Origin of the sequence: Acinetobacter genomosp. 15BJ, assembly GCF_000400715.1 — a bacterium.
Taxonomy (GTDB): Bacteria; Pseudomonadota; Gammaproteobacteria; order Pseudomonadales; family Moraxellaceae; genus Acinetobacter.
The window spans coordinates 705828-731665 of the sequence record NZ_KE007347.1 but is presented as its reverse complement, the minus strand read 5'-3'; the positions used below and the strand labels follow the sequence as shown (position 1 = coordinate 731665).

Sequence of the window (25838 nt, the reverse complement as noted above, 5' to 3'; positions counted from 1 at the left end):
ATGCAAGCGACAACACTGTTCCTCGTGCAATCTAATGCTGATCAAATTTGGTCGGATTTAATTAAAATGGCACAATCTGATGACTATATTGTGATTATGGGTAATGCAGCAATTCAAATACCTAGCGCGATTACAGCAACTTATTACAACATTTATTGTTTAAGTAATGAGCACAACTTACTTGATGATGAAATTAAATCTCGGATTCAAATGATCGATTATGCACAATTTGCAGATTTAACCCTAAAATTCAAACGTTGCGTTTCTTTGAAGTAAGACATCTTCAATTCATTTTAAATTTGTTAGGCTATTTTATGCAGTTAGAGTTAGACCAAGACGGCCATTTAGTTGATTACACTATTTGGAATCAAGACGTTGCACAAGAATTAGCGAAGTCTTTAGATTTGCAGTTAACCGACTGGCACTTTGAGATTCTTTATGCGGTACGCCAGTTTTATCAGCAATTTGGACATTCACCTGCAACACGTCCGCTGATTAAGTTTTTAATGAAAACCATTAGTCCTGAAATTGATAATGCAGCCTTGCAACAAAAATTTAATACAGGTTTAGTCGCTCGACATTTAAGTCGCTTGGCTGGCGTACCTAAACCTGCTAATTGTTTATAATTTCTTATTTACGCAAATTTCTTGGCACAAGCAACACAGGCAATTACTGCAATCGTGACGCCAAACATGGCTGGACTTACTTGTTCATGTAACAAGACTGCCGCAATGACCAAACCAAAGATCGGTTGCAGTAGCTGAAGTTGTCCAACTGTTGCAATCCCGCCTTGTGCCAAGCCCTTATACCAAAAGAAAAAACCAATCAGCATACTAAATAAAGACACATAGGCCAGACCAATTTTTGCCGATGTTGAAATTTGAGCAAAGCTCGCAGGCATATATAGATATGAAATGAATAGCATAATCGGCAACGTGATAATCAGAGCCCAGCAAATCACTTGCCAGCCGCCTAAATGTTTAGAGAGCTTCCCACCTTCAGCATAGCCAAAACCACAGAATATGATTGCCAATAGCATGAAAATATCACCGTAATTGAAAACCCAACTTCCTGTTTGAATCAGCATATAACCAAAAACCAGTGAAGCACCTAAAACTGCAAATAACCAAAATACGAAATTCGGTCTTTCTCCACCTCGTAGCACACCAAAAATAGCAGTCGCCAAAGGCAATAAACCTACAAAGACAATAGTGTGTGCAGCACTCACATATTGGAGTGCTAATGCTGTAAATAACGGAAAGCCAACTACAACCCCTATCGCAACATAAAATAATGGTAACCAATCTTTTCGGGTTGGTAATTGCTGACGTGATAATAAGATCAAAGCCAAACCAAGAAGGCCCGCTATTGCGGCACGAGCAGCAGTTAAAAAGGTAGGGCTGAAATCCATAACCGCAACGCGTGTGGCTGGTAGTGAACCGGCAAAAATAATCACACCGATCAAACCATTCATCCAACCACTACTGAAAGTTTTCATTTAAATTCTCCAAATCTATATGAAGAATTTAAACTGTGATATGGTTTAAGCACCATACACAGTACAGTACAATTCCAAATAACTGTATTGGCTTATTAACCCATACAGTTTAAAGATAGATCGAGATGAAAAGTACAAAAATTGATTTCGTGATACAGCACATTCATGAGCAAATCAAAACCCGTTCATTGCTTCCTGGCTCTCGTTTGCCTTCAGTTCGTGCTTTAGCTGCCGTACTTCATCTATCAATTTCAACCATTGTTGAAGCTTATGAACGTCTTGCCTCTCAAGGGATTATTGAAGCTAAAACAGGTTCGGGCTTTTTTGTTGCAGGACCACTTGCGCCTTTGTCTATCTCTGAAATCTATCCAACGATTGATCGAAGCATCGATCCTTTATGGATTTCAAGACAAGCCTTGGAAGCAAAACAAGGGGTTTTAAAGCCTGGCTGCGGTTGGTTACCCGATGACTGGATGCCCCATGAAAATATCCGCAAAGCCATTCGTAAAGTATCTAAAGCCCCTTCCAACATTTTGACTGATTACTCAACACCTTTAGGCCTAGCACCTTTACGTGAATTACTCTCACGAAGAATCTTGAGCAAAGGCATCGAAGCGCGCCCGAATCAGATTTTATTGACTGATTCCGGCACGCAAGCGATCGATTTAATTTGTCGTTATTTTCTCAAACCGAATGATGTGGTTCTAGTTGATGATCCCTGTTATTTCAACTTTCATGCCCTACTCAAAGTTCACCAGATTCAGATCATTGGCGTCCCTTATACGCCGACTGGGCCTGATCTTGAAGCATTTTCGCAGGCGATCCAAAAATACAACCCACGTTTATACATTACCAACTCAGGCATCCATAACCCGACTGGTGCTGTGCTAACAGCATCAACGGCTTATCAGGTGTTAAAACTGGTTGAGCAATCCAATTTAATCGTGATTGAAGATGATATTTTTGCAGATTTAGAACTGCATAGTGCCCCTCGTCTCGCCGCTTTGGATGGCTTATCTCGTGTCATTCACATCGGCAGTTTTTCTAAAACTTTATCTGGCTCAGTCCGGACAGGATATATTGCAACCAAAACGGAATGGATTGAGGATCTAACTGATATCAAAATCGCGACTTGCTTTGGAGGGAGTAATTTATCTTCAGAAATTTTGTATGCTGCATTAACTGATGGAAATTATCGTAAATACCTAGACGAATTAAAGGTAAGTTTATCCAAAGCGATGGATGCAACAATCAAACAACTTGAGAAACTGGAAATCAAAATCTGGGTTAAACCCACTGCGGGGATATTTGTATGGTGTGAATTACCACACCACTTCGATACAGCAAGTATTGCGCAGAATTGCTTAGACTATGGCGTGATTTTGGCTCCAGGAAATGCATTTAGCCAAAGCCAGAATTTCAAGAACTTTATTCGTTTTAATGTTGCACAATCACTACAACCCAAAGTTTTTGAGGTTCTATCCCATGCCATTCAACAAGAGACAGAACGACAAAATTTATAAATCAGGCACTTTGCTTTTTTTGCTCTATAAAAGCGAAATAACCAGGCCCAGCCGCGACACGAACATCTTTGGCCTGAATCGGTTCATCACATTCAGAACACACCACTTTGGGGTTAATTTTCCGACCGCAACTTTTATGGGTGAATTCAACAGGTTTACCTAACCCCATATCCATCCATTTATCAGCCCATTGCACCATCGAGAGAATAATTGGATAAAGATCTAAGCCTTTGTCTGTCAATTGATATTCAAAACGCTCTTGACGATCAACGTACGGCACTTTAGTCAAAATCCCATGCTCAACCAAACGCTTTAAACGCTCTGAAAGTACATGACGTGTAAGCCCTAAACTACGCTGAAAATCATCAAAACGGCGTATGCCCATAAATGCGTTACGTAAGATGAGCATTGTCCAACGATCACCCAATACTGAAAGCGTCCTCGCCACTGAACATGGCTGGTCGCCAATTTCGTCCCATTTCATTATTATCACCTAATCATTTTTTTAAAGTTTTATTTAAAAAGACATCTATGTCTTGAACCGTCATGTTTAGAAACTAAACAATATAAAATATACACTAAACCACCTTATCCATCAGATGCAATATTGGTACTTGGCTAAAAGTACCAATATTCAGTCATTTTACATAAATTAATCAAAACAATTTAGTTGTGAATGAATAGTCCAGAAAGGAGCTGTCCGCTTTCCAGTTTTGTATTAGCGGGGATACGTACCAGACTGTTTGCTTGCATGAGGTTACTCAGCATATGCGATTGCTGTTTCGCCAAACTTTGGAACTTGAGCTGCCCTTGATCAAAATAAGCCTGCATTCTTAAGAAACGTTCACGCGCATCCGATTTTAGGTCATGGGTGAGTACCCCACTCAACCACTGCAAGGGTTGGCGTTGGTTCTGCAAGGCATCTAGCAAGGCTTTGCCATAGACTTGCATACACACATAGACGGCAGCAGGATTACCAGGCAAACCTAACAAATAGCAACAATGATCTTGCTGTGTGTATTCGGCAAAGAATAATGGCTTACCGGGTTTTTGTTTTACCTTCCAAAAGATTTGCTCAAAACCTGTTTCAAAGGCACACGGACGAACAAAATCATAATCACCAACGGAAACACCACCCGTGGTTATGATCAGGTCATATTGTTGTTTTAAGCGCTCAAAACACTGTGTCACCTCTGCGGCTTGATCTGCAATGTATAAGATTTCTGCGTCTATACCATAGTCTTGCAACCAAGCTTTCAATAGCGGCCCATTGGCATCAAAAACTTTCCCTGCCTGCAAATCTTCTGGCGTTTCCGCAACCTCATCTCCAGTAATGACCACAACCACTTTAGGTGCTTGAAAAACCTCGATGCGTTGTACACCGGCCATACTCAGCGCGGCCAGTGCACCAATATTAACTCGTTGCCCAACATCCGCCAATTGCTGACCCCGTTGCACCTCTTCACCGACAAAACGAATATCCGCTTGCGCTGAAATATGTTCAGTCAATCGAATGGTTTGATTGGCTTCAACGGCGACGATTTCTTGTCGTGCAACATGCGTTGTTCCCTCAGGTGTTTTTCCACCTGTGAAAATACGAATCGCTTGCCCATTTTTGAGCTGATGCTCAGATTCACTGCCTGCCTTAATTTCACCAATCACGTCATATACCGTGTCCTGAAGATTCTCAACAGAACAATTCAGGGCATAACCATCCACTGCACTTTGCGAAAAACTTGGCAGATCGACATTGGAATTGATCGCTTTAGCTAAATAACGATTCAGTCCATCGGCTAAAGGTAATGTCTCAACTTTTAAAACTTTAGCTTGGGTTTGCACCAATGCTAATGCTTCATCAATACTGATCAGACCTTTTTCAGCACCACATCCTGACATTATTCATAACCTCCTGGATGGGGTAGATCACGACAGACATCAAAAATATGTACTAACGCTGTTAAGATCGCCGCCATTGATTCGCTTGCCCCACCACGACTTCCCGGTAAGGTCACCACCAATGAGCGGTCAATAAACCCAGCAACGCCACGAGACATCGCCGCATAAGGTGTGCGTCTTTGTCCAAATGAACGCGCCGCTTCCATTAAGCCTTCAAGTTTGCGCTCCAATAGTGGCTCTAAGGTATCCACAGTAATATCGCGCTTGCCAATCCCTGTCCCACCAACCGTCATAATGCATGCATAAGATTTGGTCAGCTCTAGGACTAAATTTTTAAGCTGATCAGCTTCATCTGGCAAAATCTGATAATGAATCGGATCAAATCCTGCTTCAGTCAAAGTCTCAACCACGGACTTACCTGCAGTATCGGGTTTACGACCCGCTGCAACCGTATCTGATAGTACAATTACAGCCGCTGAAACAGGTTGGCGCAAAGTACGTTTAAAGTGTGATTTTCCACCCTTTTTCTTTAGCAATTTACACTGATCTAAACACAGCTCTTCAGGCTCACAATGTGGTTTTAACATGTCATACAAGGTTAAGCCTGCCAGACTTGCAGCCGTTAGAGCTTCCATTTCCACGCCTGTTGGGCCAATGGTTTCAACTGTGGTCAGAATCACCACATGGTCGTCATGTAGATCATAATCGACATCGGCACGGTAGATCGGTAATGGATGGCAGAGCGGAATCAGCTCGTCCGTACGTTTAGCGGCTAAAATCCCTGCAATGCGTGCAGTTTTTAAAGCATCACCTTTTTCGGTATTACCATCTCGCAATAACTGAATGCAATGTGCGGGTGCATGTAAAATCGCTTGTGCTTCTGCAACACGATAACTCTCGGGTTTCATCCCAACATTTTTCATTTTAACTTCCTGACGCTTTATTCGTGTGTATGCTCGTGGCTGCAATTTTCATAGTGATGATGCTTTACCTGATGATTTGATTCAGCAGTATCTTTGCGGATACAACAGCCTTCTACATATTGACTGGTACCATCCATAAAAAACTCTTCTTTCCAGATCGGCACTTCATGTTTGACCCGCTCCACCGCCTCTTCACAGGCTTGAAAGGCTTCACGGCGATGTGCCGCATAGGCAATCGCAATAATCGCAGTTTCACTCACATCCAAATAACCTATCCGATGCATGACACGTACATAAGAAACCTGATATTTATCTTTAATTTCCTGTTCAATTGCACGAATCATCTTTTCTGCGACAGGTGTATAAGAGGTATATTTCAGTGCTTTAACCGCTTTTCCTTCATGGTGATTACGGACAGTTCCAATAAAAATATCAACACCACCACATTCAGGAAATGATTGAATCGGATCAAAGTTATCTAGGCTTAAAGCCTGATCTTGGACGCGGGCAAATTCACGCATATTTATCCTCCCGCCACTGGCGACAACAAGACTAAAGTACAGGAATTTTCTAAGGGGGTTTGGCGTGAAATGATATCTTCCCCAATCGCACAGGCACATTTTTCCATGGCTTGATCCGCCTCTGGATAAATTGTCACAATATACGCCAACACATCTTTGACCATTCGGTCTGCTGCAAACTCAAATGCCAGCGGTTTCGGCAATAACCTTTCGATTGCCCCAAACGCTTCTATTTTTATCTCAATGGTTTGCATATTTTCTCCAGACCATTTTTATTTAACCACCCAGCATATGCATGCTGATTTTACGAGCTTGTTGATGCTGTATTGCATGATAGCCTTTAGCCTTATGCCAAATATAAGGTTTAATTTTTTGATCAAGCTGTTGCAATGTGTGTTGTCTGCTATCCAGATTGGACTGAATAGTGGCTTCTAAATCAGCTTTGATATCGAGCCCCTGCTGGGCGAACAAACAATTGTAAAGTTCACCCTGAGCCGTTAAGCGGATGCGATCACAGTCTCCACAAAATGAATGGGTAATGGTTGAAATAATACCGAGTTTATATTGGCCATCCAGTTGATAAATTCGTGCTGGTTCATGCAGTTGTTGCAAGACTTGAATGTCATAATAAGGTTTGAGTTGCGCAAGAATTTCAGCTTCGCTCACCACCGCTTGATCGGTCCAGTGCTGATCGCCATCCAGCGGCATAAATTCAATAAAGCGCAATGGGATCTGCTGCTGTTTTGCCCAGCGTACCATCGGCACAATTTGGTCATGATTTTGACCCTGCATCAAAACACAATTGATTTTGAACGGAAGACCAGCCTTTTTTGCTGCTTCAATACCATTCAGCACAGGCACAATATCTTTTTTAGTCAGTTGTTTAAATTGAAGCGGATCAAGGCTATCCAGACTGATATTCAGATCATCCAAGCCCGCTTGCTTCAATTGTTCCGCATACTTCGCTAAATAATGCCCATTGGTGGTCATTGAAATGCGTTTCAGTCCCAACGCCCTAAAGGCCTGTAAATCACGAATAAAATGCACTACACCTTGACGCATAAGGGGTTCCCCCCCTGTGATGCGAATATTTTCAATCCCTTGTTGAACCATATATTTGCAAAAAATCAATAAGGCTTCAAAACTGAGCAAATCGTGCTTTTTCATCCATTGTGGATGCTCAGGCATACAATAAACGCATTTGAAATTACAGCGGTCGGTTACGGAAATCCGTAACTTACGCTTAATCCGACCATACTGATCTTGCAAGATCGGTAAGCTCGTTTCAGGTCTCTCATGCTTCATCATACGCACTCATTTTGTGAATCTTTTTACTGGGTTTAGCACAGCTTCTGTGCATCCTTGTTGTACTCATCACAGTGAATTATTTTTTATAGCAATAATTATTCCAATCACACAGCAACTTTATGATGATGTTGCTTATTTAATTGAATAAGTCACACTTTCAATCTACAAATAAAAATTACGCCTGTCAGCATATTTTTGTTCAGTTTATATTGCACCAATTTCAAACATGATTTAACTAACATGAAAGAATTTGGTGCATTTAAGCAAAAATATCAATAGGCTGATCGTCTAAGCGGTGAGTCGCTCTAAACGTACAGGCACATATTTATGATATGGTGTCTTGGATAACGGATCACAATGCTGAGCAGAAGTAAGACGATTCAATTGTGGCCCAACCGGTTCTCCACCTCGATAGCGTAATCCATATCCATGCGGCAACGACACCACGCCGTTCCGCATTCCCTCATCAAGTTCGACCGTGACCTGAATCTTGCCATGCTCAGAAATACAGTACAGCATCTGTCCTGTTTCGACCCCGAAAGTCTGCGCATCTTCTGGGTTTATCCTTAAACGTCCTTCTGCATCGACTTTACGCCAAGCAGGATCACGATAAATTTGATTGGCATTATAACTGCGACGTTCGCCTGCCAATAAAATAAAAGGATAATCTGTGGTTAAAGTCATTGAACCTTGTTTCAGTTGAGCCAGTTCAATGAACATTTCAGGAATTGCCAAACGAATTTTCTTGTCTTTATAGGCGATCAATTCCCAAACATCAGCATAGTCATGTTGTGATAACACCGCGCCTGAGCGTTGCTGCAAAATGTTCTGGAATAACTTAACGCCTAGGTTTAAACGATTGCCGACATAGCCTGCTTGCTTTACCGCTTGGTAATGGTGAGCTGCATATTGCATACATATGGGTAATAACAAGGCAGTTGATGCGGCATCATTCGGCAAAGTTTTGCCTAAGGTGCGATATACAATTGACGCCGCATAGGGAATTAACTTTTTATTTTTCGCAAAACTGACACCTAGCGCACCGAAATAAGCAAGATAAGCGGTATTGGCGGAATCTTTTTCTGCAATTTTACTCAATATTGGAAACTGTGGAGGGATCACCTGCATGGCTTCGAGCAAGCGTGTGTAGATCTCGGCTTCAGGTAGGCTATTACCTTGTGCCTTAAATAAGGGATGGCGTAAATGAAAGCCGTTCTTAGGAAATTCCAAATTAAACCCTGTGAATTCCCACTTTTCAAATTGACTATGTGCAGGCAAGACATAATGCGCCATCCGCGCTGTTTCAGTCATGGCCACATCGACCACCACCAAAAGCTCTAAGGACTGAAAAGCCTGTTCATAGGCAGCCGTATCTGGGTAGGTCAATAAAGGATTACAGCTATCTACAAACACCACCCGAACTCGCTTTTCCCCTGCTTTTAGAATCTCATCAGGCAAAATATTCGGAGGAAAGAAGCCTGAAATCGGGAACATTTTATGATGTACGGTACGACGATATTTAGGATTACGCTCATCGGTATTGCTTAGAATTGGAATAAACATGGTATGCAGGTTATTACCGCCTTGTTTACCAAAATTTCCTGTCAGCAAATATAAAAGCTTTTCCAAATAACCATTTAAAGTGGTATTTAAGGTGTGTTGAATACCGAGATCAATCCGGACACAAGCACGCTTCGCTTGAGCAAAATCACGAACAATTTGGTAAATCAGTTCAGCTGAGACATCTGCTTTCTGGATATATTCGTCAATTGGAACAGCCAAGAAAGCTTGTTTGACCTGATCAAAACCATGTGTATGTTGCTGAATAAATCTCTGATCATATAACTCTTCTTGCAGCATGATCGCGATCATGGCCGACATCAGATAAGCATCAGTTCCTGGTTTTAATTGCACATGAATATCGGCTTGTTTAGCCGTTTCCGTCACGCGTGGATCAAACACCACCATGGTTCGGTGTGGATCTTTTTTTATGTGTTTCAAGGTATCACGTGCATTTGGAATGCCATGCGCTTGAAAAGGATTGGTGCCGATAAACAGCACATAATCTGCATACTCTACATCTTCGGTGGTATGACAGGATTGACTGCCAAACAAACGTCCATTGACCCAGAAATCCCCTGTTTTTTCCTGTGCCAAAGAGTTGTAGGAATAGAAACTTTTCATGGCATAGAGCAACTGCCGACCATAGGCTGCGCCTAAGTGATTGCCCTGCCCACCACCACCGACGGATGCAAATGCAGTTCCACCATGAGTATTTCGAATCTGTACCAGCTGCTCAGCAATTTCCTGAATGGCTTGTTCCCAGCTGATCTCTTTAAATGAACCATCTGCCTGACGTTTTAACGGTGAAGTTAAACGATCAGCATGTTGTTGGTAATGCTGCAAACGTGCTGCCTTTTGGCAGATATAGCCTTGTGAAAAAGGATGCTGGTCATCGCCTTTAATTTTCTGAAACTGGTTATCTTCAATTTCTACACTGAGTCCACAATTACGTGAACACAAAATACAAGCAGTTACATCCTGTCTTGTTGCTGTTAGCATCGTCATCGGTCTCACCTTATTATTTTATGAATATTGGCCCATTAAACAGATTTGCCCTGCTGAACCTACAACGCGGAGATACTTTTGTTCCTGCTCGGTACTGGTTTCAACTTGGTTATGTTCTGAAGGAAGTTTGACAGGTTTTAGGAATCGGACATCAATTTGCTGAATCGGTTGTGGCAGTAATTCAAAACTACGTGCGAACACCCCAAAGCCATGCAGCACTTTTTGACCAAAGTTTGACAGTTTGGCTAATGGTGTAATCCAATGAATCGGATTAAAATCGCCTGTAAGTAAGGCAAATTTCAAACCATCATCTGCTGTCGCAGACCATTCACCTAAACGCTGCCAAGTTTTATGGTCTACTGTTTCTACACGTTTAGTTTTCTCAAAATGCGGCAAAATAAAAGCCATATGCAACACTGTTTCGACTAATTCAGGTTGTGTAATTGTACCTGTGGTAATTTGCACAGAAACACGTGCTAGTCCATTACGTTCATCTACATTAGCAATCTTGGCTTGGATGAGCAGCTTTTGATCTCGAGGAAGTTTGCCATGAATTTTCAGGCTGACGCCCTGATTGATCACTTGACTCAGTGGGTAGTGAGTTTGAAGCAATAATCGTGTTGCAAAGGACAATCCCCATTGTGACACCATATGTGTTGGGATTGAGTCTTGATACTTACTAGGCTCAGCACCACTCCATTGGATGTAATGCTCAATCAAATCTTGACTCGGCCCATCAATCACCTCATTGATCGGTGCAAGTGTCTGCCAATCAACTGGAGCAACCTTGCTTTTTTTTAGACTGCGTAAGCCTATTTTCCCGAGTCCTGCCAAAGTTGCCTGATGCTCGAATAAGAATTGCAAGGGAATCTGTTGGTAATGAATCGCAAACATATGAAACTCCTGTTTCTTTTATTTTTCTTAGTTTTCAAACCATAGTTGGGTTAATTCTAGTCCTGATTAGACAAGCCTGATATGGTCAAAAATCAATTAAGTTCCAAAATAGAACTCATTTTAACAAAGGTCAAGTGTACTGGTCATAAATTAACAAAAGTTAATCTCCAATCAAATAATATTATTCTCAAAAAGTCTGCATTAAAAACGTGAAAAATCATTGTTCTTGGTTTAATCTCAAGCATACTGGAAGACTTATCCAAATGCATAGAATCGCTTTGGGCAATTCGCTGTTATTGATGTATGTAAAATTTCATGAGAAACCGAATGGATTCGAATCAAATTCAAAATCTTGTTACACACTACCCGATTGTTAAAGACCTGATTGAACTTAAAGAGACGATCTGGTTTAACCCGTCATTCACTACGCTTGAGCAAGGCTTGCCCTATGTTGGGCTAACACAAGCCGATATTGATGATGCTCGTGATCGTTTACAGCGTTTTGCACCCTACCTCATGGCTGTTTTTCCAGAAACCCTTGCAGCTAAAGGAATCATCGAATCTGAGCTAATCGATATCCCGAATATGCAGCAATCGCTTGAAACCCACTTCGACCAGAAAATTACAGGCAAACTTTGGCTGAAAAAAGACAGCCATCTCCCCATTTCAGGATCAATTAAGGCACGAGGTGGTATCTATGAAGTACTTTATCGAGCCGAGCAGCTTGCGCTACAAGCAAATTTGCTCACTCTTGACGATGATTATGCCAAACTGAATAGCCCAAAATTTAGAGAGTTTTTTAGTCAATACAGCATTGCGGTCGGCTCAACAGGCAATCTTGGCCTCTCGATTGGCATCATGAGTGCAAAGTTGGGCTTTGATGTGACAGTGCATATGTCAGCAGATGCACGACAATGGAAAAAAGATAAGTTACGCGCTCATGGCGTAACGGTGATTGAGTACGAGCAAGACTACGGTGTTGCAGTAGAAGCTGGCCGAAAAGCAGCATTAGAAAATCCAAATTGTTTTTTTATTGATGATGAAAATTCCAAAACCTTATTCTTAGGCTATGCCGTTGCGGGTGAACGTTTAAAGAAACAATTAGATCAACATCATATTGTTGTGGATCAAGCACATCCTTTATTTGTTTATTTACCTTGTGGTGTCGGTGGCGGGCCTGGTGGTGTTGCATTTGGCCTAAAAATGGCCTTTGGCGATCATGTACATTGTATCTTTGCCGAACCCACTCATTCCCCATGTATGTTACTCGGTGTCGCGACTGGTTTACATGATGAAATTTCAGTTCAGGACATTGGCATTGATAATATTACGGCGGCAGATGGCCTTGCTGTGGGCCGCGCTTCAGGCTTTGTTGGTCGTGCCATGCAACGATTATTAGATGGTTTTTATACATTGGATGACCCAACCATGTATCGCTTTCTCGGAATGCTCAACCAGTCTGAGAACCTTAAACTTGAGCCTTCTGCACTTGCAGGTATGTTAGGACCAATTCTAGTGAGCAAACATCAAGCTTATATAGATTTGCATCAATTTACTGCACAGCAATTACAGCATGCCAATCATATTGTATGGGGAACGGGTGGCGGGATGGTTCCCGCAGAAGAAATGCAGAATTATCTGGCAAAAGCTTAAAACCCTTTATTTAAACATTCAAACAGCACGACGAATGCCATGCTGTTTGAATGCCTATATAATTTACTTAAATCAATTAAAAACTGTATTTAAAGGCAAGTGATATAAAGTCTCTGTCATCAATCGTGCTAAAGTCATTTGATCCAAAAAAGTTTTGATAGATAACCTCTGCTGAATATTTTTGTCTAAAGTTGGCCGATACTGCGGCAGCCAGACTCATTTGCCCTTGCTGAAAATTTTGGCTATATCCTGATAGATCATGGCGAAAACTTAAACTGGGTGTAATCACTGTTGCAGGTAAAAGGTCTTTATAACTTAGAGCTGCACGTAGCCGATAACCATATGACCATTCACTAAAAAAACCGTCTTTATTGCAATAACGATCATTCAAACGATCAACAGCATCATTCGGAAGGTTTGCTGTTCCATAGGGTGTACACTTAAAATCACCTGTTTCTGAATTATAAGCACCTGTTGATAATTCACTGCGACCAAAAACCCCAACTCGGCCAAAACGATGATTGCCAATATTGGCAATATGATTCACTGCGAATTCTGCACCCCAAGACAAACGGTCTGCTTTTAAAATGCCTGTAATGGTATCAGTGGCGCCAATGGAGAGTTGTGTGACTGGCAAACGGACATATCCTTGCAGATACTCGCCAAACTCAGCAGCAACACCCACAGGTTTAAGTGGCGTTTCTTTTGAGAGCACCTGAGCATAGACAATATCTGTTCCGTTCAGCTGTAAGGGTTGATTGGGTTTATAGCTCAACTCACTGAACAGCTGGGTTGTACCGACCTTTCCACTCAGGCTTAGACCATAGATCTTGATATTTTCAGGATAAATAGAAAAAAAACGTGCCGTTTTAAAGTTTTCAACGCCAGCAGCAGTCACCGCGACACCATCAAAGTTTGCATTCCGACTATGATAATTGGCGAAATAAACACCTAATTCAGCTTGATTCAGGCTCGATAGATTTCGTTTCAGTGCAACACCATATTGCCCACTGTCTTTTGCATAATGACTGGCTGAACGAGGAATATAGGTTTGTGCCTTGGCAGCAGTTTCAGTTAAGTTATCACCGGGTGTCACCGTTAACATAATCGGTCCACAATTTTCGGGGACAAAATCTGAAATTGCAAAAAACGTCCCACAACCATCCACCACCGACGGCCTAAACTTAAATTGATAGAATCCTTCCAATTTTAAGTTCGGCTGAATCACAGCTTCAAAAGAAAACATCTCGACCGGAATCACCCGTTCTTTGGCTTCACTGGCAGGTCGATTGATGGCAGCAAAATCAAAAGCACTGACCGAGTTCAAGCCATTTTGAAAAAATTGGGACTTCCCCCAATTCAAGCGATGTTTACCCAGTTTCAGGTTGAGATATTGCTTGGAATCAAATTCGATATTTTTCCAAAGATAGGCATCCCATAACTCGATTCCTTTAAACTTAACCAAGCTTGGCCATTCAGAATCATCGAAAGGCTTTAAATCACCGTGCCCTGTTTCATAGGCATGATCATACCAATACTTGGCGCTCAACACCGCACCTTGCTGCGCTCCGTTTAAACGAAATTCCGTTAAACCCTTAACCATTTGTGAAATGACATCTCCGCGATCAAAGTTGGCCCGACCATCATCACCGTTAATATCTACACTCATGCCATTTTTGCCAATATGATTGGCATCGGGTTTATATAACAATGCGGCTGATGGCGCTTGGGTACTCCAACTTGCCCCCAGAGCAATCGTAGTATTGCTCTCTAAACTCCAGTCTTCATTGATTTTATAACTAGCTGCTGAAGCAGCTGATAGTGAACACAGCAATCCCAACAGCAGCGTTGTTTGGGCTAAAATAGCAGTGGTTACTTGTTCATTTGAATGTTTAACATGACAAACCATACCATCTCCATATCGATATGATGTATGAATAATTAACACCTGACCCATTCAGCAAAATGCAATCATTTTCAGGTCGTTCTATTTTTGTTTTAAGCAACTGGGCTCAAACCCTGCCTTCCGATGGGTCTTTATGCTTCAAGGCATGTTGTACTTAAATGCGAAATCAAAGAAATCTAGCCAAACATGGCTCGGCATAAGACAATGTTTTAGATTGGTTTGTAGCAAGATTAATTATGCTATCAGGCTCGGTTGATCGACCTTACAATCCAATTGCTGAATCAATTGTTCTGCCTGAGACCACGGACCAAACCCAGATACAGGATTGAGATGTCCAACAGCACCTAGATTAATCAATACACTGCCCCATGTTTTCGCCATTGCCGCCACTGCATTAAAATGCGCTAGTGGATCATTGACACTAGCAGCCACAATACTTGGAAATGGCAGCACTTGATTAGGCAATGGCGACCATCCTGCTTGTCTGAGCATTTTGGGCGAAGGATAATGTTCTGGCCAAACGTCATTCAAGTCAGGTGGTGTCACCAGCAATGCCCCTTGAATAGAGTGTTGATATCGCGCGGCCCAATGTATTGTCATCAGTACCCCTGCGCTATGCGCCACCAGAATTACTGGACCCTGTATTTTTTCCAGTTCAGCCTGTATTGCAGCAACACGTTTTGCACAGTTGAGCTTATCTTCTTGCAAAGGTGGCACTGAACGGACCTTGGCTAAGCGTGTTTCTAAAATGGTTTGCCAATGCGAAGCGACATGGTCACGCAAACCGGGGATAATTAAAACCGTTGCCTTTGTTTGTATTTTTTCCATCTTTACACCACTCAACCCTTGCTTTGATAAAAATAACGGGGACGCATCACGTCATATTCAACATAGAGGGTCAATAGAGCGACGGATATACATGGCACGACAGGCACTTTTCATTTGATGACAGCACACTTCAAACGATCTCATATATATCAATATGCTTTGCAGAAAAAGTCGCTTCAAAAACAACAATCATCATGCCAACATCAATTTATGTCAGTCTTAGTACTTTTCCAAACACCATATTTTAGTTATAAATAAGGCATAACTAGGAAGGTTATTTTTAGAAATCTGGAGATCAGCATGGTGCCACTTGCCCATACTGCTGTGCTTAAAAATTATTTAGATGTCAGCCAGCATTTAGACCTGAATCCATACCAACTGTTGTCCGATGCAGGCATTTATCCTGCACAGCTACAAGACAGTACACAGCGTATTCCCGTAGACAAAGCGGTGACGCTGCTGGAACAATCAGCCCAATTGAGTGGTTGTGAATACTTCGGTTTGCATATGGCAGAACAACGCCAACTCGCAGATTTTGGTGAGCTGAGTTTATTATTGAGTTATCAACATACCTTGCGTGATGGCTTATACACCCTTGTGCAGTATCGAAATCTAATCAATAACGCATTGGAAATGTATATTGAAGAAGTCGGTCATACCGTCATTATTCGAGTTGAAGTGATTACCACAGCGACAGAATACAGTCGCCAAGCCATCGAGCTTGCTTTAGGCATTACCCACCGCTTCTGTGCTGCTTTTTTGCAGAAATGGCACCCTTTGAGTATTCACTTTACCCATGATGCCCCACATGATACGGCGATGCACCAACGTATGTTTGGTTGTTCGCTAGAGTTTGGCAGCGAATTTAACGGTATTGTTTGCAATGCAACGGAATTAGATAAAACCAATCCACACGCCAATACCACGATGCTGGCACATGCCAAACGCTTTCTTGAGACGGATCTATTACATCGGGAAAGTGAATCTTCGATTATTTTTGATATTCGTAAAAGTATTCATCTGCTGTTGCCTATGGGACGGGCCACTATTGATCAAGTCGCCCATACTCATGGCATCAACGTCCGTACCCTGCAGCGCCGTTTGGAAGCCGCACATACCAACTTCAGTGTGTTGATCAACGATGTGCGCCGCAATCTGGTTTTCCGCTATCTCAAAAACCTGAATTATTCGCTTGGGCAAGTTTCGGATATTTTAGGTTATTCAATGCCAAGTTCATTTACTCGTTGGTTTAGCAGTGAATTTGGTATGTCACCGACCACTTGGCGGAATAACAACAAATCTGTTATGAAATCATGATGATTACAAGCCATACAAAACTTTGAGATCAAAGCTGATTTACTTCGTCTTTGATCTCAAAAATCTCATATTGATGAGATAATAGTCTCTAGAACATCCAATGCATCAATAGCAAGACCAATACCACCAAGAAAATGGTTTCACCCAGCATCAGCAAAATTGGTTTAATTCCAACAGAGGCCAGTTCCTTCAGTTGTGTTTTCATGCCTAAGGCACTAATTGCAATCACCAAACACCATTTCGATAATTCATTCACCCCTTGCTGTAGCATGCTTGGAACCCAACCCGTGCTATTAATACAGACAAGAACTAAAAAACCAACGGCAAACCAAGGCAATAAAGGTGGATGTTTGCCTGTAGCGTCTCCGCCTTGCATACGCGTGATCATTGCCGCACAAATAATGACAGGCAATAACATGGCAACCCGCATCAATTTAACTACGGTTGCAGTATCACCTGTTTCTGGCGACATGCTATAACCCGCTCCAACCACCTGTGCGACGTCATGGATAGTTGCCCCTAAAAATACACCTGCCTGCTGTGGCGATAGTTCTAACCATCGTGCAATCATCGGATAAACAATCATAGCCAACGTGGACAGTGCAGAAACACCAATGACAGTGAATAGCGTGGCTTTTTCTTTTTGAGGATGTTGAGGAAATGCAGCGGAAAGCGCTAAGGCTGCTGATGCACCACAAATTGCAGTTGCACCGCCGGTCAACATCCCGAAAAGTTTTTTAAAACCCAGAATTTTAGCCGTGATTACTGAAACTGAAATCGTCACGATCACCAATGTGATCACCAGTACAATCGGTTGCCAGCCCAACGCGGTAATTTGTCCTAGCGTAATCCGCATCCCCAACAAGGCAATCCCGATGCGTAACACTGTTCGTGCCGTAAATTCGATGCCTGCTTTACATTGACTTTCACTAGAAAGAAAGTTCAAACCCATTCCCAACAGCAAAGCAAATAACATCACAGGTGCACCATAATGCTCTGATAGAAAACAAGCCGCTGCTGCAACAACGGTACTGACAATAAGGCCTGGCATCAACTCACGGGTGCGCAGACGAAAATCCATGAATTTAGTCATTGTTTTCTCCTGAACCGATCAGGATAAATAGCTGCGCTGCATCGACTTCAACCGGATAGGCCGCCACTTTTAAATGCTTTGAATTCAACATATATCCCGTCGCCAGATCAAAAACCAAACCATGGGCACAACAACGAATCGTTTGCCCTTCTAATTTGCCACTAAATAAAGATGCACCTTGATGTGGACAACGATCCTCAATCGCATAAAACTGCGTACCAATATGAAACAGTGCAATATTTTTTCCTTCAATTTGGAGAAAGGCTCTCGCCCCTGATACTGGGATTTTTTCTTGTGGAACCTGAAAACGAATAGTCATTGCCCTTATCCTTGTACCACCAAGGCTTCTAACATGGCTTGATAGAGCACATCGACTGAATGCGCACCAGCCAAGGTCAGATAACCATCAAAAATAAAATAAGGCACGCCATTTGCCCCTGTATAGGTCGACTGAAAAGACGGATTGACTTCCGACCATCCACGGCCCTGTTCATTCACCGAGTAACCACATTGCTTGAGAATTCTTTTCAGCACAGCACTATCTCCTAGGTTTTCACCTGCTTCGAAATAGGCAGCAAAGAGCTGTTCCAGTAAATGCTCCGCTTGCTGCGCTGTTCCCAGTGTAAAAACGCTTTGAAACACATGATGAGCTTGAGCCGTATTTGGCATCCATTTGATTTTTTCAAAACGCAGCTCGACGCCAACTGTCTTGGCTGCCTGACGCACTTGAGTTTGGCGTTGTTTTACAGCATCCAGACTGCCCAATCGTTTTTGATAGAACTGTTTGAAATCGACACCCGCTATCGGAATCTCAGGAAGTAACTGCATACCATGCCAATGTACAATGACTTCAACCTCAGGATCACTTTGCTGTAATTGCGCAATTGCAGCCTGTAACTGACGTTTGCCGATCAAGCACCACGGACAAATAAAATCAAAAAAGACATCGATATTTAATTCACGCATCATCATTTTTCTTCCGCACCACATGAACGAGTGCTGTCTAGATTGGGTAAAACTGCTTGCTCAGTCAGTCGTGCAATATCTTGGTGATAGTAATTCTTGGCATAGAGAAATACGGCTGCTGCCACAATGCTGACTAAAGGCATCAATTGAAAGGCATGATCTAAACCAATCACATCGGAGAACTTGCCGATGACCAGAGGACCGAGTGCCAATCCCAACAAATTATTGGCTAAGGTTAAGGTCGCGAAAGCCGTACTATGGACGCTGTTATGCGTCAGATTAGCCACCATCGCGCTGGATGGACCATTGGTTCCCAACGCAATAAACATTCCCATGCATATCAGCAACAATTGAGATTTTCCTGCTGGCATTGCAAACGCAATCGAAAGCAGTAAACAGCTCCCGATACAGTAGCCAATCGCTAAACTCACCTTACGATCTGGGCAGTTTTGACCAAATCGATCACTGAGCACGCCGCATAGAATGCTCCCGACGGCACTACACAGTACAATCACGGCGGCCAGCACACCTGCAGAATCGGTATTCATGCCGTAATAACGATTTAAATAACTCGGCATCCACACAATGACGGTGCCGCCAACAAACAGTTGAAAACCACTACCAATATAAGTTGCGATCACTGATCGACTTGAATAAATCGTGCTTAAGCACTGTTTGCTCTGTTGCTGTTTCTGAACGTTGTGGGATGTTTTGCTGCTTAGGTTGACTCTTTTTTCTTTAACCACCATGGGATAAAGCAAAGCCAAGATCAAACCAAACAACGCCATGCCACCAAATGCCCAGCGCCAGCCAAAATGCTCAGCCATCACACCGCCTAGTGCCATGCCGAGAAATGAGCCGAATACTCCACCAGCCATAAATGCACTGGCCAGCGTAGCCCGCATTTCGCGTGGAAAAATTGCCACCACCACTGCAATGCCAACACTGCCATAAGCAGCCTCACCCACACCGACCATAAAACGGGCCACAAACATTTGCTGATAGTTTTCAGCAACAGCACAACCCAAGGTCGCCAAACTCCATAGCACCGCCATAATGACCAAGCTTTTCACACGCCCGAAACGATCCGCCAGTAAGGATAAAGGCAACGTTAAAATACCGACCATCAGCGCGACAATGCCGCTTAATAAGCCAAGTTGACTATCGGTCAAGGCCCATTCAGTTTTAATCAATGGAAATACGGCATTTAGCACTTGCCGAGACATATAGTCTGAAATCAACAAGCCAAATGTTAGCGCAAATACTAACCACGCATAACGTCGTGGTACATCGATCGGGTTATCGACATGATCCGTATGTACGGTATATGGATGAGCACCCATAGGGACCTCCTTGTCATTGTTATGATTTCTATTTTTAATTGCAGTACGTGGCTTGCTATTTGAATACACTTGCTGCGTACTGCATTTTATTTTGACGTTCAATCCATTATTGCTCAGGCTTAATGGCGCTGAGGCACACCTTTTTGCTTTGGTTGACGATTTGGTGACATACCATTGGCTTGCAAGGTTTCTTCAATACTTTGATATTGCACACCAATTCGGTAGATTTCTCGTGCTTCTGGGCCTGTTGCTACTTCACGGCCTAATTCATGTGCAATACGTACAGTTTGCTGAATTTGCTGTACAGATGAGAAACGCTGACCACGATGATCGATAATGGTATCTTCATTACCAACCCGTGCATGAAAACCCATCGCCATCGACATGGTATTGAATGGCAATACATTTTTAAGCAATGATTCCGAAGTCAGTGTGCAACCATCAGGTACACGGTGAATAAAATTAAAGAAGTTAAATGGATTTGGCCCATCAAAACCACCACCAATCCCGATCCAAGTTAAATTCAATGGCCCCATGTATAAGCCTTTACGTACCATCCGTTCTAAGGTCTCTAGGCCATGCATTCCAGTCAGTTGAAAATGCGGTTGAATATTATTTTGGCAAAGGCGTTTTAAATGCTCTGCGACCCATGCAGGCCCAGCTGGTACAGTCATTTCAGCATAAGCTTCCTGAATTGCTGGATGAGCCAAAGACGTACCTTCTAAATATTCTGGGTAGAGCAATTCCATAATATTCATTTGTGTGGTGTTAATTGCGACAGTGACCTGATCAGGTTTTGGTGTTAATTCAGCCAGCATATGACGGGTATCATCACTCAGCCACAAAGCTGCCTCACCCTCACTTTCAGGTGCAAAGGAGATCGAGCCACCGACTTGAATAATCATGTCTGGGACGGCTTCACGAACCCCAGCGATCAGTTCATTAAACTTAGACAAGCGTTTAGAACCTTTACCATCCAGTTCCCGCACATGCAAATGCAGCACTGTTGCGCCTGCTTCATAGCATTCCACCGCTTTCTGAATCTGCTCATCCATAGTAACCGGAATATCTTCAGGAAAGTCTTCTGGCATCCACTCTGGGCCATACGGCGCAACGGTAATCACTACTTTTTCCATATTTTCTGGGTGCAAAGAATCGTCAAAGAATTGCATGTGCATCTCCTGTTTGTATTTTATAAAACGGTATTAAGTTAAAAAGTTTGGATTTGGAATTTAATAGGTTGCATCACCGACAATGCCTGCCCGTTCCATTTTGCGATGGCATGGCGGGTAATCCATCACCGCATAATGTTGGGTACTACGATTATCCCAAATGGCGATGCTATTCGGCTCCCAACTCCAACGTACCTGATATTCAGGAATCGCCGCTTGGGTTATCAAATACCGTAGTAAATCTCCAGCGCCTGGATTGGCATCTTGCCCGAAACGCACGCGATCTTTGGTGTGGTAATTACTAAAATGGGTGGTGAATGCATTGACGTAGAGAATCTGCTCACCTGTCTCTGGATGCGTTCGCACGACAGGATGCTCAGCATCTGGAAACTGTGCCTTCAATGCCAGACGTTTTTCGATGGGCATGGCAGCACCAAAACTGGCTTCGATACTGTGATAGGCACGTAAAGGCGCAATCTTTTCCTTGATATCTTCAGGCAGATTTTCATAGGCCATGACCATATTGGTCCACATGGTATCGCCGCCAACAGGTGGGCATTCCACACAACGCAGTACACATCCCATCGGTGGAATTTGGCGCCAGCTGGCATCGCTATGCCACGCATTTTCATACCGATCAATCGGGCTATCAGGATGTTTATAAATTTGCACCAAACCTGGATGATCAGGATGACTACCCACCGCAGGATGATCCTCCAACGGCCCAAAACGTTCGGCAAAAGCCACATGTTCAGCCCGCGTCATCTGCTGATTACGCAAGAACACCACGCGATGTTTCAGCAATTGTGTCCGAATTTCAGTGAATAGCCCATCATCATGAATCGCATCGGCTAAGTGGACACCACGTAGTTGTGCACCAATATTGCAAGTTAACTGTTCAATTTGCATCAGAAATCCCTTCAAATTACAAAAATGGATGAACCTATGGTTTTACGTGCTTCCAGATCACGATGTGCTTGTACGGCATCTTCAAGTGCATAGCGATGATTGATCTCGATCTTGATACGACCACTACTCACATGATCAAACAGCTCCTTGGCTAAGGCTCTTTTTTCTTCTGGATCGGCAATATAATCGGCTAAAGCTGGACGGGTGATAAACAGCGAACCTTTCATTGCCAATAGCACAGGGTTAAAGTCAGGAATTGGCCCTGATGCGGTACCTACGCAAACCAATAAACCACGGCGTTTGAGCGAGTCTAATGAGGCCATAAAGGTATTTTTGCCAACACTATCAAAAACCACATTGACCCCAATGCCATCAGTCAATTCACGCACCCGTTCAGCCACATTTTCATGGCTGTAATTAATCACATGATCACAGCCATAGGCACGCGCTACGGCTGCTTTTTCATCCGTAGAGGTGGTCCCTATCACGCTTAAGCCCAACAGTTTGGCCCACTGCGATACAATCAGCCCCACACCACCTGCGGCAGCATGTAATAAAATGCAATCACCAGCTTTAAAGTCATAGATACGACGCATCAAATACGCTGCAGTTAAACCGCGCATGGTCATTGCAGCCGCAGTTTCACAGGAAATATCGTCAGGTAGTTTGATTAATGCATCAGCCGCAATAAGGCGTTCGGTGCTATAAGCGCCAAGCGTATTCAGAAACCCCGTATAAGTGACGCGATCACCCACCACAAAATCCGTTACGCCGTCACCCACCGCTTCGATGATGCCAGAGGCTTCGACCCCCATACCATTCGGTAAGGGAATCGGATAAGTTCCATCGCGGAAATAGGTATCTGCATAATTCAGGCCCACGGCTACGTGGCGTAGGCGTACTTGACCAACCGCAGGTGCGCCAACTTCGATGTCCTCATAGCGCATCACCTCTGGTGTCCCTGTTCCGTAGAACCGTATCGCTTTATTCAACGTCATTTTCCTATCCATCTTGTATTTTTATTCAGTGCCGAAGCAGCATGACTAAAAAATACAACACTCAGGAGAGCGTCGACTTTACTTAACACGACACGCACATCACCTTTGGCGACAAATGCTCAATCGATAAGATTCTTTTATAGGGCGACGCAAAGCGTATAGGTTATTTCTCAAGCTGCTGATTCATGCCTTTCACATGCTCAACGAAATGGTGCATATTGGTTGCCCATGTACTCATATCACGATGCGCGATTAGATAGGTATTGATCTGCGCTGTAGTTGAGTCAATGGGATGAATCTTCACACTTTCGGCGAAATGGGATTGCTGTACATAGCTGATCGGTAAAATTGCAAGACCAACATCTAGACTGACACAACTGATAATGCCATCTAGGCTGCCCATTTCAATCACATTAGCTGCAGGTAAATGATGGACAGATAAGAACTGATCAATGGCTTTGCGGTAACTACAACCTTGCTTAAAGGCAATAAACCTCTTTTGAATCAGATCCTCATTTGTAAGTCGTTCAGGCACATGCGTTGAGGAAATAAGCACCAATTGCTCAGTCCAGACATGTAAATTAAACATCCCGTCAATCGGTGCATGATGTGCCACAAATGCACAATCCAGCTTGGATGCATGGACTAAATCAATCAAATCTCGTGTGGGTGCGGTTGATAGCGCAAAAGGAAAATCTGGGCTGTGCTGTTGTAAATCGCGGAACAATGATGGCAATCGAACCGCAGCCGTGGTTTCCATACTCCCGATCTCTAAAGGGAAATTGGCTGTGAGCTGACTATGGGAAAACGTGTCTAACAGCTCATTCTGCAGATGCAATATTTTCTCAGCATAACCATACAACTGCACCCCTGCTCTGGTCGGTTGAATTGGATTTTGGCGATGTAGCAACTCAACATTCAATTCTGTTTCCAGTTTTTTGATATGACTGGTGACATTGGATTGTACGGTATAAAGCGCTTTTGCCGCCTCGGAGAAACTGCCTAACTTCACCACCATCATAAAAATTTCTAAAGATTTAATCTGCATCGCCATCACTATTAGAGATAGTTAGTATCATTTCAAATCATTTTACATGATTAATGCTGCCTGTTTAAATGTTTATTCATTTCTCAATATCTAAAGATACTTCAAACCATGTCTGCTAATAAGCTATTATTTTTAATCTGTATTTTAAGTTTCTTTAGCTATGGACTCTATGTATTTGACTACAAACTTCTTGCCAAAGCACAACCTCTCGCACACATGAGTCATAGCGACTAATTGTTGGAGTGAACAAGTCATGACTGGGCCAGCAAAAAACAGCAACAACGCCCTACAATCAGCGATCAGTGCCGCGCTGATTATGGCAATTGGCATGGGTTTTGGGCGCTTTGCGTTTACCGCGGTCTACCCGCATATGATTGATGAAGGCATCATCAATTTACAGCATGCCAGTTTGGCTGCTTCCGCAAACTATGCGGGCTATCTGTTCGGTGCTTTATTTGCGATCAAGATTAGATCCCAACAGAGTTATTTCTGTAGCATTATCGCTGCTATGGGTACAGCCCTTTGTCTTATTCTGCTCAGCTGTATTAACACAATTGGCCTGATTATCTTGATTCGCGGGTTGGCTGGGGTTTTTAGTGCTTTCGCCATGGTGTCCGCCTCGTTATGGCTGCTCGAACAGCAGAAACAAACACATCAAGCCCCTATTTTATATGCAGGGGTTGGTCTCGGGATTGCAGTCTCTGCTGAGCTTTTGGTTTTTGGCACGCATCTGAGTTGGCACAGTAAAATACTGTGGTTATTGCTCGGCCTATCCAGTTTGGTCCTTGGCTGTATAGCAATGTTTGGTTTATCACGGGCTCAACCTAACCCTGTTTCAACTCAGCAGATCTTGAGCAAAAATCGCAAAGCTCCCCACACATACGCTCTGATTCTGATTTATGCCTTGGCGGGTTTTGGCTACATCATTACCGCAACCTACTTACCCTTATTGGTCAAAAATGCCCTACCTAATCTTGATGCGGCACAGATCTGGGCAATCTTTGGTTTAGGTGCGATTCCTTCCTGTTTTTTCTGGCATCGCATCCACAGCAGCTTTGGCACACAAGTCGCTTTATCCTCTAATCTTGGATTACAGGCTTTCGGTGTTGTATTGCCGACCCTTTTTCCAACGACTTTAGGTTATTTGCTCAGTGCATTATTGGTCGGTGCAACCTTTATGGGAACAGTCACGATTGTCATGCCAGTGGCACAGCGTATTGCTCGCCAAGCACAAAATAATTTAATTGCCTTAATGACCGTCGTCTATGGCTTAGGCCAGATCATTGGTCCAATCGTATCAAATGCTTTATTTTCTATTCATCACACATTCAACAGTTCATTGCTGGCTGCTTGTTCTGCTTTATTCATTGCCACTGCAATCAGTCTGAAAACAACGTAATGGAATGCTATAACTCGATAGACTCTGCTTATAAAGCAATGAACCAAATACTTCTCTAAGCTTTGAGCTTACTCT

25 protein-coding genes are annotated in these 25838 nt (G+C 43.0%); 6 read left to right on the top strand and 19 right to left on the bottom strand.

Going from position 1 to position 25838, the window contains the following annotated elements; genetic code table 11:
- Entirely contained in the window at positions 1–276 is a 276-nt protein-coding gene (locus F896_RS10660; RefSeq protein ID WP_016163555.1) for a hypothetical protein, read from the top strand.
- Positions 277–314: 38 nt separating this feature from the next.
- Positions 315–626, top strand: a complete 312-nt coding sequence (locus tag F896_RS10665; RefSeq protein WP_016163554.1) for a TusE/DsrC/DsvC family sulfur relay protein — start codon at positions 315–317, stop codon at positions 624–626.
- Between the two features lie 8 nt (positions 627–634).
- On the opposite strand, the gene F896_RS10670 is transcribed toward F896_RS10665, so the two are convergent.
- Positions 635–1498, bottom strand: a complete 864-nt coding sequence (locus F896_RS10670; protein ID WP_016163553.1) for a DMT family transporter — start codon at positions 1496–1498, stop codon at positions 635–637.
- Positions 1499–1623: 125 nt separating this feature from the next.
- Here F896_RS10670 and F896_RS10675 point away from each other — a divergent pair, with 125 nt between their 5' ends.
- The gene (locus F896_RS10675) at positions 1624–3021 is read left to right on the top strand and encodes an aminotransferase-like domain-containing protein (protein WP_016163552.1); all 1398 of its coding nucleotides are present in this window, start codon (positions 1624–1626) and stop codon (positions 3019–3021) included.
- Position 3022: 1 nt separating this feature from the next.
- Here F896_RS10675 and F896_RS10680 read toward each other — a convergent pair whose 3' ends face one another.
- The 8 genes from F896_RS10680 to F896_RS10715 all read right to left on the bottom strand — a co-directional run bounded on the left by F896_RS10680 (position 3023) and on the right by F896_RS10715 (position 11131).
- Positions 3023–3505, bottom strand: a complete 483-nt coding sequence (locus F896_RS10680; protein ID WP_004807462.1) for a winged helix-turn-helix transcriptional regulator — start codon at positions 3503–3505, stop codon at positions 3023–3025.
- A 182-nt stretch (positions 3506–3687) separates the two neighbouring features.
- Positions 3688–4917, bottom strand: a complete 1230-nt coding sequence (locus F896_RS10685) for a molybdopterin molybdotransferase MoeA (protein ID WP_016163551.1) — start codon at positions 4915–4917, stop codon at positions 3688–3690.
- Positions 4917–5840 carry a bifunctional molybdenum cofactor biosynthesis protein MoaC/MoaB gene (gene moaCB, locus F896_RS10690; protein ID WP_016163550.1) on the bottom strand — a complete coding sequence of 308 codons (924 nt, stop codon included), beginning with the start codon at positions 5838–5840 and terminating at the stop codon, positions 4917–4919. The genes F896_RS10685 and moaCB overlap by 1 nt, the downstream gene beginning before the upstream one ends.
- 17 nt (positions 5841–5857) lie before the next feature.
- On the bottom strand, positions 5858–6361 hold the full coding sequence (locus F896_RS10695; protein WP_016163549.1) for a molybdenum cofactor biosynthesis protein MoaE: 504 nt from the start codon (positions 6359–6361) through the stop codon (positions 5858–5860).
- A 2-nt stretch (positions 6362–6363) separates the two neighbouring features.
- Positions 6364–6615 (bottom strand): MoaD/ThiS family protein, encoded by a 252-nt coding sequence (locus F896_RS10700; RefSeq protein WP_016163548.1) that lies wholly within the window; start codon positions 6613–6615, stop codon positions 6364–6366.
- A 22-nt stretch (positions 6616–6637) separates the two neighbouring features.
- Positions 6638–7669: a GTP 3',8-cyclase MoaA gene (moaA, locus tag F896_RS10705; RefSeq protein WP_016163547.1), complete on the bottom strand. Its 1032-nt coding sequence runs from the start codon at positions 7667–7669 to the stop codon at positions 6638–6640.
- 288 nt (positions 7670–7957) lie between these two features.
- A complete protein-coding gene (locus F896_RS10710) occupies positions 7958–10237 on the bottom strand; it encodes a molybdopterin-dependent oxidoreductase (RefSeq protein ID WP_016163546.1) in 2280 nt (759 codons plus the stop codon).
- An 18-nt stretch (positions 10238–10255) separates the two neighbouring features.
- Positions 10256–11131: a MaoC family dehydratase gene (locus F896_RS10715; protein ID WP_016163545.1), complete on the bottom strand. Its 876-nt coding sequence runs from the start codon at positions 11129–11131 to the stop codon at positions 10256–10258.
- A gap of 327 nt (positions 11132–11458) precedes the next feature.
- Between F896_RS10715 and dsdA the strand changes: the two genes are divergently transcribed.
- Complete coding sequence (gene dsdA / locus F896_RS10720) at positions 11459–12784, top strand: D-serine ammonia-lyase (RefSeq protein ID WP_016163544.1); 1326 nt, start codon at positions 11459–11461, stop codon at positions 12782–12784.
- 76 nt (positions 12785–12860) lie between these two features.
- Here the strand turns inward: dsdA and F896_RS10725 are convergent, their stop codons facing one another.
- Positions 12861–14693 (bottom strand): DUF1302 domain-containing protein, encoded by a 1833-nt coding sequence (locus tag F896_RS10725; RefSeq protein ID WP_016163543.1) that lies wholly within the window; start codon positions 14691–14693, stop codon positions 12861–12863.
- A 231-nt stretch (positions 14694–14924) separates the two neighbouring features.
- Positions 14925–15518, bottom strand: coding sequence for an RBBP9/YdeN family alpha/beta hydrolase (locus F896_RS10730; RefSeq protein ID WP_016163542.1), 594 nt, complete (start codon positions 15516–15518; stop codon positions 14925–14927).
- A gap of 300 nt (positions 15519–15818) precedes the next feature.
- On the opposite strand from F896_RS10730, the gene F896_RS10735 reads away from it, so the two are divergent.
- Positions 15819–16835: an AraC family transcriptional regulator gene (locus F896_RS10735; protein WP_016163541.1), complete on the top strand. Its 1017-nt coding sequence runs from the start codon at positions 15819–15821 to the stop codon at positions 16833–16835.
- An 88-nt stretch (positions 16836–16923) separates the two neighbouring features.
- Here F896_RS10735 and F896_RS10740 read toward each other — a convergent pair whose 3' ends face one another.
- The 8 genes from F896_RS10740 to F896_RS10775 form a co-directional block, all read right to left on the bottom strand.
- On the bottom strand, positions 16924–17928 hold the full coding sequence (locus F896_RS10740) for a YeiH family protein (protein ID WP_016163540.1): 1005 nt from the start codon (positions 17926–17928) through the stop codon (positions 16924–16926).
- A complete protein-coding gene (locus F896_RS10745) occupies positions 17921–18247 on the bottom strand; it encodes a Rieske (2Fe-2S) protein (RefSeq protein WP_016163539.1) in 327 nt (108 codons plus the stop codon). The genes F896_RS10740 and F896_RS10745 overlap by 8 nt, the downstream gene beginning before the upstream one ends.
- 5 nt (positions 18248–18252) lie before the next feature.
- Entirely contained in the window at positions 18253–18900 is a 648-nt protein-coding gene (locus tag F896_RS10750; RefSeq protein WP_016163538.1) for a DsbA family oxidoreductase, read from the bottom strand.
- Positions 18897–20237, bottom strand: coding sequence for an MFS transporter (locus F896_RS10755; protein WP_016163537.1), 1341 nt, complete (start codon positions 20235–20237; stop codon positions 18897–18899). The genes F896_RS10750 and F896_RS10755 overlap by 4 nt, the downstream gene beginning before the upstream one ends.
- Before the next feature lie 119 nt (positions 20238–20356).
- A complete protein-coding gene (locus F896_RS10760) occupies positions 20357–21409 on the bottom strand; it encodes a beta-keto acid cleavage family enzyme (protein ID WP_016163536.1) in 1053 nt (350 codons plus the stop codon).
- A 60-nt stretch (positions 21410–21469) separates the two neighbouring features.
- Positions 21470–22318, bottom strand: a complete 849-nt coding sequence (locus F896_RS10765) for a TauD/TfdA dioxygenase family protein (protein WP_016163535.1) — start codon at positions 22316–22318, stop codon at positions 21470–21472.
- A gap of 11 nt (positions 22319–22329) precedes the next feature.
- Positions 22330–23316 (bottom strand): quinone oxidoreductase family protein, encoded by a 987-nt coding sequence (locus F896_RS10770; RefSeq protein ID WP_016163534.1) that lies wholly within the window; start codon positions 23314–23316, stop codon positions 22330–22332.
- 163 nt (positions 23317–23479) lie between these two features.
- The gene (locus F896_RS10775) at positions 23480–24370 is read right to left on the bottom strand and encodes a LysR family transcriptional regulator (protein WP_016163533.1); all 891 of its coding nucleotides are present in this window, start codon (positions 24368–24370) and stop codon (positions 23480–23482) included.
- Between the two features lie 247 nt (positions 24371–24617).
- Here F896_RS10775 and F896_RS10780 point away from each other — a divergent pair, with 247 nt between their 5' ends.
- On the top strand, positions 24618–25763 hold the full coding sequence (locus F896_RS10780) for a YbfB/YjiJ family MFS transporter (protein ID WP_016163532.1): 1146 nt from the start codon (positions 24618–24620) through the stop codon (positions 25761–25763).
- Positions 25764–25838 lie beyond the last annotated feature (75 nt).

What these genes read in the sequence shown, in the direction of transcription:
- F896_RS10685 (WP_016163551.1), bottom strand. Translation starts at nt 4,917, where the DNA reads ATGTCAGGATGTGGTGCTGAAAAAGGTCTGATCAGTATTGATGAAGCA.
- moaCB (WP_016163550.1), bottom strand. Translation starts at nt 5,840, where the DNA reads ATGAAAAATGTTGGGATGAAACCCGAGAGTTATCGTGTTGCAGAAGCA.
- F896_RS10755 (WP_016163537.1), bottom strand. Translation starts at nt 20,237, where the DNA reads ATGGGTGCTCATCCATATACCGTACATACGGATCATGTCGATAACCCG.
- F896_RS10750 (WP_016163538.1), bottom strand. Translation starts at nt 18,900, where the DNA reads ATGATGATGCGTGAATTAAATATCGATGTCTTTTTTGATTTTATTTGT.
- F896_RS10735 (WP_016163541.1), top strand. Translation starts at nt 15,819, where the DNA reads ATGGTGCCACTTGCCCATACTGCTGTGCTTAAAAATTATTTAGATGTC.
- F896_RS10740 (WP_016163540.1), bottom strand. Translation starts at nt 17,928, where the DNA reads ATGACTAAATTCATGGATTTTCGTCTGCGCACCCGTGAGTTGATGCCA.
- F896_RS10725 (WP_016163543.1), bottom strand. Translation starts at nt 14,693, where the DNA reads ATGGTTTGTCATGTTAAACATTCAAATGAACAAGTAACCACTGCTATT.
- F896_RS10770 (WP_016163534.1), bottom strand. Translation starts at nt 23,316, where the DNA reads ATGACGTTGAATAAAGCGATACGGTTCTACGGAACAGGGACACCAGAG.
- dsdA (WP_016163544.1), top strand. Translation starts at nt 11,459, where the DNA reads ATGGATTCGAATCAAATTCAAAATCTTGTTACACACTACCCGATTGTT.
- F896_RS10745 (WP_016163539.1), bottom strand. Translation starts at nt 18,247, where the DNA reads ATGACTATTCGTTTTCAGGTTCCACAAGAAAAAATCCCAGTATCAGGG.
- F896_RS10775 (WP_016163533.1), bottom strand. Translation starts at nt 24,370, where the DNA reads ATGGCGATGCAGATTAAATCTTTAGAAATTTTTATGATGGTGGTGAAG.
- F896_RS10660 (WP_016163555.1), top strand. Translation starts at nt 1, where the DNA reads ATGCAAGCGACAACACTGTTCCTCGTGCAATCTAATGCTGATCAAATT.
- F896_RS10760 (WP_016163536.1), bottom strand. Translation starts at nt 21,409, where the DNA reads ATGCAATTCTTTGACGATTCTTTGCACCCAGAAAATATGGAAAAAGTA.
- F896_RS10765 (WP_016163535.1), bottom strand. Translation starts at nt 22,318, where the DNA reads ATGCAAATTGAACAGTTAACTTGCAATATTGGTGCACAACTACGTGGT.
- F896_RS10710 (WP_016163546.1), bottom strand. Translation starts at nt 10,237, where the DNA reads ATGACGATGCTAACAGCAACAAGACAGGATGTAACTGCTTGTATTTTG.
- F896_RS10780 (WP_016163532.1), top strand. Translation starts at nt 24,618, where the DNA reads ATGACTGGGCCAGCAAAAAACAGCAACAACGCCCTACAATCAGCGATC.
- moaA (WP_016163547.1), bottom strand. Translation starts at nt 7,669, where the DNA reads ATGATGAAGCATGAGAGACCTGAAACGAGCTTACCGATCTTGCAAGAT.
- F896_RS10665 (WP_016163554.1), top strand. Translation starts at nt 315, where the DNA reads ATGCAGTTAGAGTTAGACCAAGACGGCCATTTAGTTGATTACACTATT.
- F896_RS10695 (WP_016163549.1), bottom strand. Translation starts at nt 6,361, where the DNA reads ATGCGTGAATTTGCCCGCGTCCAAGATCAGGCTTTAAGCCTAGATAAC.
- F896_RS10680 (WP_004807462.1), bottom strand. Translation starts at nt 3,505, where the DNA reads ATGAAATGGGACGAAATTGGCGACCAGCCATGTTCAGTGGCGAGGACG.
- F896_RS10715 (WP_016163545.1), bottom strand. Translation starts at nt 11,131, where the DNA reads ATGTTTGCGATTCATTACCAACAGATTCCCTTGCAATTCTTATTCGAG.
- F896_RS10675 (WP_016163552.1), top strand. Translation starts at nt 1,624, where the DNA reads ATGAAAAGTACAAAAATTGATTTCGTGATACAGCACATTCATGAGCAA.
- F896_RS10700 (WP_016163548.1), bottom strand. Translation starts at nt 6,615, where the DNA reads ATGCAAACCATTGAGATAAAAATAGAAGCGTTTGGGGCAATCGAAAGG.
- F896_RS10670 (WP_016163553.1), bottom strand. Translation starts at nt 1,498, where the DNA reads ATGAAAACTTTCAGTAGTGGTTGGATGAATGGTTTGATCGGTGTGATT.
- F896_RS10730 (WP_016163542.1), bottom strand. Translation starts at nt 15,518, where the DNA reads ATGGAAAAAATACAAACAAAGGCAACGGTTTTAATTATCCCCGGTTTG.